Source organism: Blautia sp. Marseille-P3201T, from assembly GCF_900120295.1.
GTDB lineage: Bacteria > Bacillota > Clostridia > Lachnospirales > Lachnospiraceae > Blautia.
On the sequence record NZ_LT635469.1, the window covers coordinates 296,442 to 313,305 of the forward strand.

At 38.1% G+C, this 16,864-nt stretch carries 16 protein-coding genes; 13 read left to right on the forward strand and 3 right to left on the reverse strand.

Annotation, left to right across the window (positions count from 1 at the left end; all coding sequences use genetic code 11):
* The first annotated feature begins 101 nt into the window (after positions 1–101).
* Complete coding sequence (gene asnA / locus BQ7352_RS06390; RefSeq protein WP_072447964.1) at positions 102–1,109, forward strand: aspartate--ammonia ligase; 1,008 nt, start codon at positions 102–104, stop codon at positions 1,107–1,109.
* Positions 1,110–1,121: 12 nt separating this feature from the next.
* Positions 1,122–2,183 (forward strand): ABC transporter substrate-binding protein, encoded by a 1,062-nt coding sequence (locus BQ7352_RS06395; RefSeq protein WP_072447966.1) that lies wholly within the window; start codon positions 1,122–1,124, stop codon positions 2,181–2,183.
* Between the two features lie 114 nt (positions 2,184–2,297).
* Here BQ7352_RS06395 and BQ7352_RS06400 read toward each other — a convergent pair whose 3' ends face one another.
* A complete protein-coding gene (locus BQ7352_RS06400) occupies positions 2,298–3,038 on the reverse strand; it encodes an SH3 domain-containing protein (RefSeq protein ID WP_072447968.1) in 741 nt (246 codons plus the stop codon).
* A gap of 20 nt (positions 3,039–3,058) precedes the next feature.
* Entirely contained in the window at positions 3,059–4,426 is a 1,368-nt protein-coding gene (locus tag BQ7352_RS06405; protein ID WP_072447971.1) for an MATE family efflux transporter, read from the reverse strand.
* A 175-nt stretch (positions 4,427–4,601) separates the two neighbouring features.
* Here BQ7352_RS06405 and BQ7352_RS06410 point away from each other — a divergent pair, with 175 nt between their 5' ends.
* From BQ7352_RS06410 to BQ7352_RS06430, 5 genes are all read left to right on the forward strand, one after another.
* Positions 4,602–5,420, forward strand: coding sequence for an FAD binding domain-containing protein (locus BQ7352_RS06410; protein WP_072448649.1), 819 nt, complete (start codon positions 4,602–4,604; stop codon positions 5,418–5,420).
* Positions 5,410–5,880 carry a (2Fe-2S)-binding protein gene (locus tag BQ7352_RS06415; RefSeq protein WP_072447973.1) on the forward strand — a complete coding sequence of 157 codons (471 nt, stop codon included), beginning with the start codon at positions 5,410–5,412 and terminating at the stop codon, positions 5,878–5,880. Before BQ7352_RS06410 ends, BQ7352_RS06415 begins: the two co-directional genes overlap by 11 nt.
* On the forward strand, positions 5,877–8,162 hold the full coding sequence (locus tag BQ7352_RS06420) for a xanthine dehydrogenase family protein molybdopterin-binding subunit (protein ID WP_072447975.1): 2,286 nt from the start codon (positions 5,877–5,879) through the stop codon (positions 8,160–8,162). The genes BQ7352_RS06415 and BQ7352_RS06420 overlap by 4 nt, the downstream gene beginning before the upstream one ends.
* 70 nt (positions 8,163–8,232) lie before the next feature.
* Positions 8,233–9,642 carry an APC family permease gene (locus BQ7352_RS06425; RefSeq protein WP_072447977.1) on the forward strand — a complete coding sequence of 470 codons (1,410 nt, stop codon included), beginning with the start codon at positions 8,233–8,235 and terminating at the stop codon, positions 9,640–9,642.
* Positions 9,643–9,705: 63 nt separating this feature from the next.
* Entirely contained in the window at positions 9,706–10,974 is a 1,269-nt protein-coding gene (locus tag BQ7352_RS06430) for a M18 family aminopeptidase (protein WP_072447979.1), read from the forward strand.
* Between the two features lie 154 nt (positions 10,975–11,128).
* Here the strand turns inward: BQ7352_RS06430 and BQ7352_RS06435 are convergent, their stop codons facing one another.
* Complete coding sequence (locus tag BQ7352_RS06435) at positions 11,129–11,533, reverse strand: phosphate-starvation-inducible PsiE family protein (protein WP_072447981.1); 405 nt, start codon at positions 11,531–11,533, stop codon at positions 11,129–11,131.
* A 289-nt stretch (positions 11,534–11,822) separates the two neighbouring features.
* On the opposite strand from BQ7352_RS06435, the gene BQ7352_RS06440 reads away from it, so the two are divergent.
* From BQ7352_RS06440 to BQ7352_RS06460, 6 genes are all read left to right on the forward strand, one after another.
* A complete protein-coding gene (locus BQ7352_RS06440; RefSeq protein WP_072447983.1) occupies positions 11,823–13,193 on the forward strand; it encodes a C40 family peptidase in 1,371 nt (456 codons plus the stop codon).
* Positions 13,194–13,290: 97 nt separating this feature from the next.
* The gene (locus tag BQ7352_RS06445) at positions 13,291–13,974 is read left to right on the forward strand and encodes a response regulator transcription factor (protein ID WP_072447985.1); all 684 of its coding nucleotides are present in this window, start codon (positions 13,291–13,293) and stop codon (positions 13,972–13,974) included.
* A gap of 102 nt (positions 13,975–14,076) precedes the next feature.
* Positions 14,077–14,994: an ABC transporter ATP-binding protein gene (locus tag BQ7352_RS06450; RefSeq protein ID WP_072447987.1), complete on the forward strand. Its 918-nt coding sequence runs from the start codon at positions 14,077–14,079 to the stop codon at positions 14,992–14,994.
* On the forward strand, positions 14,987–15,166 hold the full coding sequence (locus BQ7352_RS14790) for a hypothetical protein (RefSeq protein ID WP_242948545.1): 180 nt from the start codon (positions 14,987–14,989) through the stop codon (positions 15,164–15,166). The genes BQ7352_RS06450 and BQ7352_RS14790 overlap by 8 nt, the downstream gene beginning before the upstream one ends.
* Positions 15,139–15,825, forward strand: coding sequence for an ABC transporter permease (locus BQ7352_RS06455; RefSeq protein ID WP_242948546.1), 687 nt, complete (start codon positions 15,139–15,141; stop codon positions 15,823–15,825). The genes BQ7352_RS14790 and BQ7352_RS06455 overlap by 28 nt, the downstream gene beginning before the upstream one ends.
* On the forward strand, positions 15,826–16,725 hold the full coding sequence (locus BQ7352_RS06460; protein ID WP_072447988.1) for a sensor histidine kinase: 900 nt from the start codon (positions 15,826–15,828) through the stop codon (positions 16,723–16,725). It begins immediately after the preceding gene.
* The last annotated feature ends 139 nt before the right edge of the window (positions 16,726–16,864 follow it).

Genomic DNA, 16,864 nt, shown 5'->3' on the forward strand with positions numbered 1-16,864 from the left:
CTAAGAAGTTCAAATGGATAAGAACTTGAAGGTTATTTATGTTTACATTCCAGATATTTTGTACTAGAATAAGACACATAATATTTGACGGAGGAAAGTAAATGGGAACAGTAATCATACCGAAAGACTATCATTCATGTTTATCCAGATACGAAACACAGGAAGCAATTGGAGCAATTAAAAATCTTATGCAGAAAAAACTGTGTATGGCATTAAAGCTGAAGAGAGTGACGGCTCCCTTATTTGTAGACCCTGCTATGGGATTAAATGACGATTTAAATGGCGTGGAGCGTCCTGTAAACTTTGATATTCCTGATGCAGGAACTACAGCACAGGTGGTTCATTCCTTGGCAAAATGGAAACGTATGGCGCTTTATCATTATGATTTTCATGTGGGTAAAGGGCTTTTAACTGATATGAATGCAATTCGCAGAGACGAAGAGTTGGATAACCTTCACTCAATTTATGTGGACCAGTGGGATTGGGAAAAAATTATTACAAGAGAAGAACGTACTTTGGATTATTTAAAGAGTACAGTACAGCGTATTGTAGGTACAATCTGCAATGCATTAGATGAAATAAAATACCAGTATGATAATCTGGACACAGAGCTTTGTAGAGATGTGACATTTATCACATCTCAGGAATTGGAAAATTTATATCCGTCTTTAACACCAAAGGAAAGGGAACAGGTATATACAAAGGAGCATAAAACAGTGTGTATTATGCAGATTGGGGATGTACTGGCTTCCGGTGAAAGACATGACGGAAGAGCTCCGGATTATGATGACTGGAAATTGAACTGTGATATTTTATTCTGGCACGAACCATTGCAGTGCGCTTTAGAGATTTCCTCTATGGGAATTCGTGTAGATGAAAAATCATTGGATGAGCAGTTAAAGAAAGCAGGGTGTGAGGAGAGAAGGAACCTTCCTTTCCATCAAATGCTTTTGAAAGGAGAACTTCCTCTGACTATAGGTGGAGGTATTGGACAATCCAGAATTTGTATGCTCTTCTTGGGAAAGGTGCATGTAGGTGAAGTTCAGGCATCTATCTGGGATGAAGAAACATTGACTGCTTGTAAAAAAGCGGGTATAGAAATTTTATAAAAGGAGAGCGAAGTGGAGCAGAAGACAAAAAAATGGCTTATTGCAGGGGCGATTGCTGCTGTAGTTGCAGGAACAGGGGTATATTATAGTAACATTTCTGAACCGAAGAAAGGAACGGATAAGAAACAAGAGGAAAAAGCAGTAGTAAAAGAAGAAATAGAGGAAACACAACAAGAGGAAAAATCTTACTATCCGCTGACCATAAAAACGATAGGACCAGACGGTAAGGAATATGAGACTGTTTACGAAAAACAGCCGGAAAAAGTTGTAGCTGTTTATCAGGGAAGTGTGGAAACGATGCTGGCTCTTGGCCTGGAAGACAAAATTGCAGCTGTTGCAGGGATAGAACAGCCGGTTTTAGAAGAATATCAGGAGTCCTTTGACAAGTTGAAAAATCTGGAGGAGTTTACACCTTCCAAAGAAACGATTACAGCAGAAGAACCGGATATGATTTTCTCATGGGTTTCTTATTTTGAGGAAAGCACGCTGGGAGAGCCACAGGAATGGCTGGACCAAAATGTGAACGTCTATATCAATACCAATACGGCATCTGAAAAAGATACGCTGGAAAACGAATATAAGGATATTGAAAATATAGGGAAAATCTTTCAGGTGGAGGAAAAGGCAGATAAGCTTGTAAAGTCCATGAAAGATAAGGTGAAAGAGCTTAAGAAAAAAGCAGATAAGATGGAAACAGTGCCATCAGTTTTGATTTTGGAAAAGGGAACAGATGGGTTTATTAATTACGGAGCAGACAGCCTTGCCGGAGATATGGTAACGCAGATTGGCGGAACTCTTGCAAAACAGGAGAGTGCAGTGATGACGGCAGAGGAAGTGGTTCAGGCAGATCCGGATGTACTGTTTGTTACATACACACCATATCTGGATGATGATGAAGAACTGATAAAAGAAGAAAAACAAGATTTGTTCTTGCAGGATGATACTTTTGCTGAAATGAAGGCGGTAAAGAATAATAAAGTAATTCCTGTAATGATGAACGAAATTTTTGCCAGCGGTGTGCGGACACAGGATGGGGTGGAAACATTGGCTGAGGGAATGTTTCCAGAACAGTAATATGAATTTTAGAGCTGTCGTATTAAGCAAAAATCAAGAATAGCTATACATTTTTGATATATGCTTAAATACGACAGCTCTAATATATTATTAGATAATGTAGGAAATGGCTCCTTAGTTTACATAATCTTTCCAGATATAGCCTTTCTGTCCTTCAAAATCGACCTCATACCAGCCGCTTCCATCTATGTTTGTAACGGTTACAGCAGCACCGCTCTGTAAAGTTCCCAGAATTTCAGAACCGCTTTTGGGCTCTGAGCGGACATATACACTGCTGGCAATAGTGGTTTCTTTGGAGTCTCCCACAGCAAATTTGCTGTCATCAGTTTCTTCCTTCTCATCCTCTTCTTTCTCATCTTTTTTGTCATTTTCTTTTGCCGGGACTTTTTCATCGTCCTTTTCTTTTTTATTCTCCTGCTTTTCAGTTTCCTGTTGTTTGTCATCTTCTTCTAAGACAACCGGAGAGCCCGTACTGTTTGGAATGCTTTCTTCTGCCTTTTTGGCCAGAGCCAGAACGCTGGAATTATCTTCGCTGGTAATGATTTTTCTTATTTTTACTTTGCTGGTATCTGTATTGTCAATGGCTCCTACATACATAAGTGTCACTTCATTACCGGGAATAATCCCATTTTCTAAGTCCAGTTGTGCCTTTTCACAATTATCAAAAGATAATTCTTTTCCATCAGAAGTTTCAATAGATATTTCTGTGCCGGTATACTTGAGCAATGTTCCGCTTAAAGAGGAAGAAACTGCGTCCAGTTCGGCTTCTTCAGACTCCTGAGAATTATCTTTTTGGCATGCTGAAAAAGATAAAGTAGTTGCTGCTGCCAGTAGTACAAGTAAAAATTTTTTCATAAACAAAACCTCCTATCTTGCTATGAATTTTCACGTTTTTCTAAGTGCTTGTTAAATAGTAGAAGAAAACCTATTGTTGACATAACTGCGGCAATTCCATCTGCCAAAGGCTGCGCATAGAAAGCGCTCTTTGCCCCAAAGAAAATAGGAAGAAGAATGGTAAAGAGCATGTAATTTCCTTTTCTGGCAAGAGAAAGAAACAAAGCTGTTTTACTTCTTCCAAGAGCTGTAAATCCATCTACAAATACGTATTGGAAGCTGAGAGGGACAATCATTAAGGTGAAAACCCCAATTCCCCATGTGCAAAGTTCAAGCTGCACCGGGTCTTTTGTGAAAATATGAATAAAATACTGAGGTACAATACGGGAAAGTATAAACATTAAGGTGGTAAAGCAAAGGCATAGAATTAAAATGTATTTTTCTGCTTTTTTAACACGCCTGATTTCCTTTGCACCATAGTTGTAACTTAAAATTGCCTGAGTACCGCTGGAAATTCCTAACATAGGACCGGTAATCAGCATCATAAAACTTTGCACAATCGTTGCACAGGTAATTAAAATATCTCCCTGGTCAGGACCGCCGAATTTTTGCAGAACAGAGTTCAACACAATAATAATCATGCTGTCTGTAGCCAGTATCAAAAATGGGGAAATTCCTAACATCAAAATTTTTCGCACAATAACAGGAGAAAAATTTCGTTTTTTCAGTAAAGTAATTTTAATAGGTACTTTTTTGCCAATTAAAAACAGAAAAGCGAAAGTACAGGATGCAAATTGTGCAATAACAGTAGCAATAGCAGCTCCTGCAACTTTCATATCGAGCAGGAAAATGAAAACAGGGTCCAGCACAATATTAGTAACAGCGCCTATTAAAACAGTGAGCATTCCTATTGCCGGAAATCCCTGACAGGTAATAAAATAATTCAGCCCAATAGCCATAAGGGCGAAAAATGTTCCTGCGGTGTAAATGGTAAGATAAGCATCTGCATAAGGGAAGGTTACAGGACTTGCACCAAACCAGTTGAGCAGATATTTTTTACTTACTAAAAATAATATAGTCAGTATGGCGGAAAAAAGAACCAGCATGGCAAAACTGTGGGCAAGAATGGACTCTGCCTGTTTTTTTCTTCCGGCACCCATACGCATGGACATTAAGATGGAACCGCCTAAACCGATCAGTGTACCGAAAGATGTCAATAGTGTAACAATAGGTCCACATACGCCGACACCTGCAAGGGCTGCATCTCCGATTTCTTTAATATTTCCAATAAACATTCGGTCAATGATACTGTATAAAACAGTGACAAACTGTGCAATCATAGAAGGGATTGCCAGCTTTAAAACCAGAATGGGAATTCGGTCTTTTCCTAAATCTGTTTGATGTTTCATTCTATCTTGTTCTCCTTCATGGTTATCTGTATTTAGATTTTAATACGAATTTGAAAAAAAGAAAAGAGAAAAAGCTTGCTTCCTGCAAAATGCCTGTGCTATACTGAATTCATGGGAAACACAACAAGGGGAGCACTGCGTGGGCAGTGCTTTTTATTATGATGAAGGAGCAGACATGTTAAAGATTAAAAATTATGTAAGACCGGAGAGTCTGGAAGAAGCGTATGAATTGAACCAGAAAAAATCTTCCTGTATATTAGGAGGAATGCTCTGGCTGAAAATGGGAAACAGAAATGTAGGAACAGCCATTGATTTATCAAAGCTGGGATTGAATGAAATTAAAGAAACAGAAGAGGAATTTCAAATCGGTGCAATGACTTCTTTAAGAGAGTTAGAAGTACATAAAGGTCTGGCAGCATATACAAATGGAGCCATGAAGGAAAGTCTTCGCCATATTGTAGGGGTGCAGTTTCGAAACCGCGCTACTGTAGGTGGAAGTATTTTTGGAAGATATGGATTTTCTGATGTACTCACCATGTTTTTGGCAATGGATACAGAAGTGGAGCTTTATAAAAGAGGCCGGATTTCTTTAAAAGAATTTGCTGCAGAAAAACCGGACAGAGATATTCTGGTTCGTCTTATTATAAAGAAAACACAGGCAAATATGGCATATATCAGTCAGAGAAACAGCAGTACAGATTTCCCTGTATTGACTTGTGCAGTTTCTGTAGAGCAAACCGGAAAGGTAAATATTGCAGTAGGCGCCTGTCCTTTCCGGGCAAAGCTTGTGGAAGACAAAGAAAATATTTTAAAAGGCTTTTTAGATATGAGTGATTTGCAGAAAGAAAAAGCAGCCTGTGACTTTGCTCTTTATGCGAAAGAGCAGGTAAGAACAGCGGGAAATATGAGAGCTTCTAAAGAATACAGAAGTCTTCTTGTTCAGGTTCTGGTAAAAAGAGCATTGTTAAAAGCAGGAGGGAAAAATGGAAATTAAATTTAAATTAAATGGAAAAGAAATAAAAGCAGAAGCAGAAGCAGATACTATACTTTTAGATTTGTTAAGAGAAAAGGGCTGCTATAGCGTAAAAAGAGGCTGTGAAACAGCAAACTGTGGGCTGTGTACAGTTCTTATGAATAAAAAGTCTGTACTTTCCTGTTCCATATTGGCAGTGCAGGCAGATGGACAGGAAATTGTTACACTGGAAGGAATGCAGAAAGAAGCAGAAGAATTCGGAGATTTTCTTGCCAATGAAGGTGCAGAGCAGTGCGGATTTTGCAATCCCGGTTTTATTATGAATGTATTTGCCATGTTAGAAGAAATAGAAGAACCTACAGAGGAAGAAATTCTGGAATATCTGGCAGGAAATCTCTGTCGTTGTTCCGGTTTTGTGGGACAGACAAGAAGTATTTTGAAATTTTTAGAATATAAGAAAGGGGGTAAAAAAGAAGTATGAGTTATGTAAATCAATCAGTACAGAAAAAAGATGCAAAAGCACTGGTTACAGGACAGCCGGTGTATACAGATGATTTAGCGCCTGCGGACTGTTTAATTGTGAAGGTGCTGAGAAGTCCCCATGCTCATGCCATAATAGAAGAAATTAAAACAGATATTGCGAAAAAAGTTCCGGGAATTGCCTGTATTCTTACTTATGAGGACGTACCTCAAAACCGTTTTACCATGGCAGGTCAGACTTATCCTGAATTAAGTCCTTATGACAGATTGATTTTGGATAAGCATTTAAGATTTGTAGGAGATGCTGTGGCTATTGTGGCAGGAGAAAATGAGAAAGCCGTGGATAAGGCTTTAAAACTCATCAAAGTGAAATATCAGATTTTAGAGTCTGTATTGGATTTCCACAAAGCAAAAGACAGTGAAATTCTTATACATCCGGAAGAAGACTGGGAAGCAAAAGTTCCTGTCGGTGCAGATAATCATCGAAACCTATGTGCATCCGGAGTGGAAAGCAAGGGCGATGTGGAGGCTCTTTTAAAGGAATGTAAATACGTGGTAGAGGGAACTTATCATACAAAAGCAAATCAACAGGCAATGATGGAGACTTTCCGTGCATATACTTATTTAGATCATTTTGGAAGATTAAATGTAGTTGCGTCCACACAGGTTCCTTTCCATATAAGAAGAATTTTAGGGAGAGCTCTGGGCATTGGTGCATCTAAAGTGAGAGTCATAAAACCACGTATCGGCGGCGGATTTGGAGCAAAACAGACTTCTGTAGCAGAAGTATATCCGGCTATTGTTACTTTAAAGACGGGAAAACCGGCTAAAATGATTTACTCCCGCTATGAGTCTCAGATTTGCTCTTCACCGCGCCATGAAATGGAAGTAAAGGTGCGTTTGGGAGCAGATGAAAAAGGACTGTTAAGAGCGATTGACATTTATACGCTTTCTAACACAGGCGCTTATGGGGAGCATGGCCCTACAACGGTAGGCCTGTCTGCTCATAAACCGCTGGGATTGTATCGAAATACGCAGGCATATCGATTTACTTATGATGTGGTATATACAAACCACATGTCAGCAGGAGCTTATCGCGGATATGGAGCAACCCAGGGGATTTTTGCAGTAGAGTCAGCCATTGATGAGCTTGCAGAAAAGATTGGCATGGATCCGGTAGCTTTTCGGGCATTAAATGTGTCAAGAGAAGGAGACGCTTTTGTAGGATATGACGGAAGTCCTGTGGTTACAAGCTGTACCTTGGACGAGTGTATAGCAAAAGCGAAAGAAATGATTGACTGGGACAAAAAATATCCCTGCTATGAGACAGAAGATGGAAAAATCCGTGGTGTAGGGGCAGCTCTTGCTATGCAGGGGTCTTCTATTGCCGGTGTTGACGTAGGTGGTGCAACTATTAAAATGGGTGAGGATGCTTCTTATACTTTAAGTCTTGGCGCTACAGATATGGGAACAGGCTGTGATACGATTTTGGCACAGATGGCAGCAGATATTTTAGAGACCAGACTGGAAAATATTGTAGTATTCGGTGTGGATACAGATATTTCCCCTTATGACTCCGGTTCTTATGCTTCTGCAACTACCTATGTTACGGGAATGGCTGTTGCAGATGCCTGCAGAGAACTTCGTCAAAAAATAAAAGAGCTGGGGGCACAGATATTAGATGTCCCTGTACAGGAAACAGAATTTGACGGACAGAAAGTTTATACGCTGGATGGAGAAAGAGAAATTTCTGCAGAAGAAATTGCAGTAAAGGGAACTTGCGGAAATAATCAGTCTCTTCATGTCACGGTTAATCGTTCTTCTGAAATTTCACCGCCGCCGTTTATGGCAGGAATGGCAGAAGTAGAGATTGACAGAGAAACGGGCAGCATTGAAGTGGTAGACTATGTAGCTGTAGTAGACTGCGGAACACCTGTAAATCCAAATCTTGCCAGAGTGCAGACAGAAGGCGGTCTTGCACAGGGAATTGGAATGGCTTTATATGAGGATATCCAGTATAACGAAAAAGGACAGATGCGAAATAATTCCTTTATGCAGTATAAAATTCCATGCCGTCAGGATGTGAAGAAAATTCGAGTGGAATTTGCTCCAAGCTATGAAAAATCCCATCCTTTTGGGGCGAAATCTATTGGAGAGATTGTAATTAACACCCCATGTCCGGCCATTGCAAATGCTGTATATAATGCAGTAGGACTTCGAATAAAAGAAATGCCTGTTACACCGGAGAAAATCGCAATGGGATTGTTGGAAAAGAAAATTTGACAAAAATTTGACGCTTTTAAAGGTATAATGAAAGTCACTAAAAATTTATTAGAAACAAGGAGAAGAAGTAATGAATAACCACAAAAGCGAAAAGAAAATTATGTGGTACAGCCTTGCTTTTATGGCCTTTTCTACAGTATGGGGATTCGGAAATGTAATTAACGGATTTTCTGAATATGGCGGTTTAAAAGCAATTGTTTCATGGGCATTAATTTTTGCCATTTATTTTGTACCATATGCGTTAATGGTTGGTGAAATGGGAAGTGCTTTCAAAGAAGCCGGTGGCGGTGTAAGCTCTTGGATCTTAGAAACAATCGGACCTAGAATGGCTTATCTGGCAGGATGGACCTACTGGATTGTGCATATGCCATATATTTCACAGAAGCCAAACGGCGCAGTTATTGCAACAAGTTGGGCAATCTTCAGAGATGCACGTATCAGTAAGATGGATGTAAAATTACTTGCGGTAATCTGTCTTGTACTGTTCCTGTTTGCTGTATGGGTAGCATCTAAGGGAATTGGTGTTTTAAATAAACTGACATCCCTTGCAGGTTCTACTATGTTTATTATGTCTATTCTTTTCATCGTCATGATGCTTGCAGCACCTGCAATCACAGGCGCAGATGTAATGGATATCGAATGGTCATTGGAAACGTTTATGCCTACATTTGACAGCAAGTTCTTCTTGAACTTATCAATTCTGGTATTTGCTGTAGGTGGATGTGAGAAGATTTCACCTTATGTAAATAAGATGAAAAATCCTGCAAAAGATTTCTCAAGAGGTATGATTACACTTGCCATCATGGTTACCGTATGTGCAGTATTAGGAACAATCGCATTAGGTATGATGTTTGATTCCAATAATATTCCACCGGACCTTATGACAAACGGTGCTTACTACGCATTCCAGAAATTAGGAGAATATTACCATGTTGGTGATTTCTTTGTAGTAGTTTATGCGTTAACAAACTTAATTGGACAGTTTGCAGTATTAATCCTGTCTATTGACGCACCTCTGCGTATGCTTTTAGACAGCGCTGATGAAAATTACATTCCAAAAGCTCTGTTTAAACAGAACAAACACGGCACATATACAAACGGACATAAATTAGTTATGGTTATCGTATCCTTACTGATTATTGTTCCTGCATTCGGTATCGAAAGTGTAGACGTGTTAGTAAAATGGCTTGTAAAAGTAAACTCTGTATGTATGCCTCTGCGTTACCTCTGGGTATTCGTTGCATATATTGCATTGAAAAAAGCAGGAGACAAATTCCATGCAGAATATCGTTTTGTTAAGAATAAAACAGTTGGTATTATCTTCGGTGTATGGTGCTTTGCGTTTACAGCATTTGCCTGCATCATGGGTATTTACTCAGAAGATCCATTCCAGTTAGTAATGAATATTGTAACTCCATTCGTATTAATCGGACTCGGATTTATTATGCCGGTTATTGCAAAACGTTCTAAAAACAAATAATTTTTAATAGTGCCCGGCTCTCAGGAGTACGGGCACTATGTATATAAGATAAGGAGGAAAAATATGTATCAGGAAACAGCAAAAGAACTTATTCAGTTTATCGAAAAAAGCCCAACTTGTTTTCATGCAGTAGCTTCCATGAAAGAAATTCTGGAAAAAGAAGGTTATACAGAATTAAAGGAAGCTGATAAATGGGAAATTAAAAAGGGCGGAAATTACTATGTAACAAGAAATGACTCTTCTCTGATTGCATTTTCTGTACCGGAAGGAGAAGCAAAAGGCTTCCGTATTATGGCAAGCCATAGTGACTCCCCATGTTTTAAAATTAAAGAAAATCCGGAAATGACAGTGGATAACAAATATGTGAAGTTAAATGTAGAGCGTTACGGCGGTATGATTTGTGCTCCGTGGTTTGACCGTCCTCTTTCTGTAGCAGGCCGTGTGATTGTAAAAGAAGACGGAAAACTGGTGACAAAGCTGGTTGATGTAGACAGAGATTTACTGATGATCCCAAATCTTGCTATTCACATGAACAGAGAAGTAAATGATGGGTACAAATACAATGCACAGAAGGATTTGCTTCCATTATTCGGAGATATTGCTGCAAAAGATACTTTTATGAAAACTATTGCTGAAGCAGCAGATGTAAAAGAAGAAAATATTTTAGGTCACGATTTATTCCTTTATAACAGAGAAAAAGGTTCTGTATGGGGAGCAAATGAAGAATATGTTTCTATCGGAAGATTAGATGATTTGCAGTGTGCATTTTCATCTTTAAAAGGTTTTCTGGCGGGAGAAAAGAAAGAATATATTGCAGTACATTGTGTTCTTGATAACGAAGAAGTGGGAAGCGGTACAAAACAGGGTGCGGCATCAACTTTCTTATATGATGTATTAGTTCGTGCAAATCAGGCTCTGGGACAGGATTATGAAAATTATTTAAGATATCTTGCCAACAGCTTTATGGTTTCTGCTGACAATGCACATGCAGTTCATCCAAACTATACAGAAAAGGCAGATCCTGTAAATCGTCCATACTTAAATGAAGGAATTGTAATTAAACACAGTGCAAATCAGAAATACTGTACAGATGGTGTTTCAGCAGCAATGTTTAAAGATTTATGTAATGAAGCGGAAGTACCTTTCCAGACATTTACCAACCGTTCCGATATTTTAGGCGGTTCTACACTGGGAAATATCTCTAATACAAAGGTTGCTTTAAATGCAGTGGATATTGGACTTCCACAGCTTGCAATGCATTCTCCTTATGAAACAGTAGGAGTAAAAGATACAGAATATCTGATTAAAGCAGCAACAAAACTATTCCGTTAATGTAAAGAAGCTGTCATTTTAAGTCGCATCGAGAATATCTATACATTTTGCGCTCAGTCTGCGCTCACTTTGAGCTTGTAATCTCAAAGAGTGCTCGACAAATTCGCTAAAAATGTATAGATATCTCTGATTGCTCTTAATGTGACAGCTCTTTCTAAAGTTTATCGTAAGTTTTTTCCTTATTTTCCGGAGCTTTTAAAAGTAAATATTTACGGATTGCAAAGATAACAGCAATTGCAACAACGCCGATGAGTGTTTCTATGGTATTGAGATGTTCTACCACCATTTGCCTTGCAATCGCAAACATCAAAACTTCCAGCAGATTTTCAGCGGTATGTTTTGCCAACATCTTTACAAATTCCACACCAATTAAGAGTGTCATAGCATTCCCCAGAAACTCAGTGAATTGTCCTGGTGTAATATCCAAAAGAGGGATACGGATAAAATTATAAAGCATTGGAATAATTAATGTAATAATTACAAGAAGCATCACAGCAGATAAAAATATTTCCGTATATCTGGATATTGTATAGATGATATCATTTAGTTTTCGCTTCATTTGACTCCTTTCTTAAAATAATCAGACATGCAAGAATTATGTAATAATTTGATAGATTTATCATATCACAAATTTTGGAAAAAACGAAGAAGATATAGGAAAAATAGGATAGTTATATCATATTTTTTTATAAATAATATGTAACAGAAATTTAAAAAATCCCAAGTTCACACTTGCCAAGGGGTAGAAATTATGATATTATATACAGGAAGTTCGAGAAATATTTCATAAATGTTACAGATATTAAGAAAGTAAGTATAAAATTGTTATTGGAGAGGTACATAAAAGTATGAAAAAAAGATTAGCATGTCTGTCATTGATTTTTGCTATGGCAGCGACACAAATTCTTCCAGTTTCAGCTGCAAGAAAAGATGATGTACAGGCTCAGAAATCAGAAACTCAGAGTAAACTTTCAGAGGCAGAAGAAAAAGCAGACAGCCTTGAGGCTGAGAAAAGCGCTCTTATGGGACAGATTAGTTCCTCTGAACAGGAGTTAGTAGATGTTCTTTCTCAGATTGATATTCTTGCCGGAGAAATTACAGATAAAGAAGCAGAAATTGAAAAAACAAAAGAAGACCTTGTACAGGCAGAGCAGAACCGAGATGAACAGTACGAAGCAATGAAGAAAAGAATTCAGTACATGTATGAAAACGGTGGAAGTGATGCTTGGGCACAGATTTTATTAGAGTCTGACAGTATTGCATCTATGCTTTCTAAAGTAGAAAATACAGAAAAAATGTATGCGTACGATAGAGCAGAATTAAAAGAAATGAAAGAAGCTGTTCAGGAAGTTAAAGATTTAGAAGAAAAATTGGAAAATGAAAAATCTGAATTGGAAACTGCTAAAGAAGAACAGGAAGGTATGAAGTCCTCACTTCAGACTAAGATTGATGATTTAAAAGCAAATGCATCTGACTATGAAGCTCAGATTGCAAATGTAAAAGCACAGGCTGAACAGTACAAAAACCTGATTGCACAGCAGACAGCAGAATTGGAACAAATTCAGGCACAGGAAGAAGCTGCAAGAAAAGAACAGGAAAAACAGCAGCAGGCTCAGCAGAATAATAACAAGAATAATAGCAGCAGTAATAAAAATAACAACAGTAATAAGAACAATAACAGCAATAACAATAGTAGCAACAATAATAACAACAGCAACAATAACAGCAATAACAATAACAGCAATAACAATAACAGCAATAACAATAACAGCAATAACAATAACAGCAGTAACAATAACAACAACAGTAATAACAGCAACAATAATAGCAGCAGCAGTTCAAAACCATCTTATGATAGTGGAACAGGTGCAGCAGTTGTAGCTTATGCAAAACAGTTTATTGGAAATCCTTATGTATATGGCGGAAACAGCTTAACAAATGGTATTGACTGTTCTGGATTTACACAGCAGATTTACGGACACTTCGGATACAGCCTTCCACGTACAAGTGGTGCACAGGCAAGCTCTGGTGTAGGTATTAATTATTCCCAGCACCGTGCGGGAGATTTAATTGTATATCCTGGTCATGTAGCAATTCTTACAGGAGATGGCGGAATTGTACATGCTTCTAACAGTGCTCCATATCCAAAGGGTGGTATTAAATATACTGCAAATGCATTATATAGAGATTACATTACAGTTAGAAGAATTGTTCAGTAATTAATTGCATAGTACATATTAGGGAGAAATACCAAAATGGTATTTCTCCTTTTATTTCATAGGAAAGTGTGTCCTATGAAACAAAAGGAGAAAAATGATGAAAGAAGATAAGAAAATATTAATTGTAGAAGATGACACAGATATAAATAATCTACTTTTTACAGCATTGAAGAAACAAGGATACACTGCCACGCAGGCATTTTCAGGAACGGAAGCAAAAATGGTGCTGAAAATGGATAACTTTGCATTAGTGTTGCTGGATTTGATGCTGCCGGGAGCACCGGGAGAGGAAGTTTTGGAATTTATACGGGAACAGGGAAACAGTTCTGTGATTATTTTGACGGCAAAAGATACCCTTGACGATAAGGTAAATCTTTTAATTGCAGGGGCAGATGATTATATTACAAAGCCTTTTGAGATACAGGAGGTACTGGCAAGAGTTCAGGTGCAGCTTCGCCGCGGTGTTCAAGAGGGAAATGGCAATGTGCTTTCGCATAAACAAATGGTACTGGATAGAGAAAGATTTCAAATAGAAGTAGAAGGAAAACCACTGGGGAAAATTACGAAACAGGAATTTTCTATATTAGAGCTTTTACTAAAGCATCCGAAACAGGTATTCAGCAAAGAAGATATTTTTGAATATGCGTGGGAAGAGCCTTATATGGGAGAAACAAAAACTTTAGATGTGCATATCAGCAATATTCGAAAAAAGATAAAAGAGGTAACAAAGGAAGAATATATAGAAACCGTATGGGGAATTGGATATCGGCTTCAGCAGTAATCTGCAGTTTCGCTCAAACTTTACTCTTTTTTTACTTTTGATTTGCGATTTTTTAGGATGAAAGAGATAGGATGAAAGCAGATAAGAAAAGGAGAAGTTATTATGAGTGAATATTTATTGCAGACCAGAGGGCTGACAAAACAATATGGACGCCATAAAGCAGTGGAAAATGTGGATATCCATGTAAAAAAAGGCGCGATTTATGGATTTATAGGAAGAAATGGAGCAGGAAAGAGCACCTGTCTGAAAATGATAAGCGGGCTTTCACGTCCAACAGCAGGTGAAATTGAACTTTTCGGATATTCAGGGAAGGAATTAAGAGATGTTCGTTCCAGAATTGGATGTTTAATTGAGATGCCAGGATTATATGGAAATATGACAGCATATCAAAATTTGAAAATAAAATGTAAAATGCTGGGAATTAACAAAGCCGGATATGTAGAAGATATCTTGAAAACCGTAGGGCTTGAAAAAACAGGAAGGAAAAAAACAAAACATTTTTCTCTGGGAATGAAGCAGCGTCTGGGAATAGGGCTGGCTCTTGTGGGAGAACCGGATTTGCTGGTTTTAGATGAACCCATTAATGGACTTGATCCTCAGGGAATTGTAGAGGTTCGCGATACCATACAGAAGCTTCGAGATGAGCGAAATATGACGATTTTAATTTCCAGCCATGTATTGGAGGAACTTTCAAAACTGGCAACCCATTATGGGATTATTCATAATGGAAGTCTGCTGCAGGAGCTTAGTCAGGAAGAACTGATAAAACGATGTTCAGAGCGCATAGAGCTGGAATTAGATTATCCGGAACAGGTGCTTCCTGTATTAGACAAAATGGGATTTACCAACTATCAGGTAATAGATAAACATCGTGTTTATATTTTTGAACGGTTGGAGGAGAGTGCTCTTTTAAATATGGAACTGGCAAAGGCAGGAATTTTAGTAAAGGGAATTTCGATTACCAGCGAAGATTTGGAAAGTTACTTTTTAAACCTGACAGGAGGTGCTCAGCATGCTTAAACTGATTAAAATGGATTTATATCGAATGTTTCATACAAAGGCTTTTTATATTATTTGGATTATTCTTGGGGTAGCTGTTATTTTTTCAACTACGATGTCAAAGGAAGACTATCAATATATGCAAGAGGAAGCGGCAAAGGGCAGTTGGAAAGCGTTTCAGAAGGGAATTTAAACGTTGGACTAAATGTTACAATTCCTACAAAACCCGGAGAAAAAGTAACGGTGTTTGATCAGGTTTTTGCTAATATGCAGTCAAAATTTGTTGCCTTGTTTCTGGTTATTTTTGCGGTACTGTTTTCTACAGCAGATATTACAAGCGGATATATTAAGAACATTGGAGGGCAGGTAAAAGAGAGAGGAAATCTTATTCTTTCAAAAGCAATTGTACTGTTGATTTATACAGGATTAACGTTATTTTTATATTTGGTTATACAGGCGATTTGTCAGTACGCTGTATTCGGAGCATCAAAATGGGGAGATATGGAAATGTTCTGGAGATATTTCGGAACGGAGGCAGTACTTCATTATGGTTTGGTATTGATTTGTATGGCAGTGGCAATTATTTTGAAAAACAATATGCTCAGTATGACTTTATCTGTGTGTCTGTGTGTAAATGTACTGACGATTGTATACAGTGTTGTGGATAAGGTTTTACGTGATATGGGAGTGAAAGACTTTAGTTTTATTGAACATACTGTCAGTGGAAAGATTTCTCTGCTTTCTATGACGCCGAAGGTTTCTGATTGCGTAAATGCAATTGGCATAGCCGGAGGATTTGGTCTTTTGGCAGTTCTTCTGACGATTTTGGTATTTCGAAGGAGAGATATATAGATGAAATTCTGGATTGGAATTTTAATTTTTATTATTTTATTGCAAACATATTTTTTAGTAAAAATGCAGCGGCAGATAGGGGATATCTGCCGCCAGCTTGCGTTCTTGATGAAACATGACAGTAATATGATGATTACTGCCAATATGAAGCGTGGCGGTTTTGAGAAGCTGATAAGTCTGCTGAATGAACTGTTTCAGATGCGAAGAAAGGAGCAGCAGGAATTTAAAGAAAAGGAGCAGATGATTGCAGATACTTATACAAATTTATCACATGATATTCGTACGCCGTTAACTTCCCTGAATGGTTATTTTCAGCTGATGGAAAGTGCCGGACCGGAAGAACAGAAGCATTATATGAAAGTAATACAGGAGCGAATTGAAAGCTTAAAGGAAATGCTGGAAGAATTATTTATGTTTACAAAGCTGAAAAACGACAGTTTTGTTTTGGAATTGAAAACCTGCTGTATTAATCGCATTTTAAAGAATACTATTTTTTCTTATTATGATGATTGGTCCAGACGCGGCATCTCTCCTGAAATCAGTCTGCCTGAAAAGCAGCTTTATATGGAGGGAAACGAAGCCGGACTAAAGCGAATGCTCCAGAATATTATTAAAAACGGCATGGACCATGGACAGGATAAGATAAAAGTTCAGCTTTTTGAAAGAGAAGGGAAAATTTGCCTTTGGATTTGTAATGAGGTGACAAATCCGGAAGAAATTGATGTATCCCGGGTATTTCAGAGGTTTTATAAGGCGGATGGAGCAAGAAGTAAAAATTCCAGCGGACTGGGGCTTTCTATTGCACAGGAATTTGTTCTGCGGATGAAGGGGGAAATTCATGCGGAAATTTCAGGGAACCAGTTCTGGGTAAAAATGAGCTTCCCCCAAAATGTGAAGTGATAAAAATTCGTTGCCAGTGAGAAGAATATATGGTAGAATAAGTGCAATTGATGTAATTTGAGATACGATTTAGAAAGCAGATTTTGCGGAAAGGAGCAAACTATGAGATGGAAAACAACGACGGTTCACCTTGCGAAAG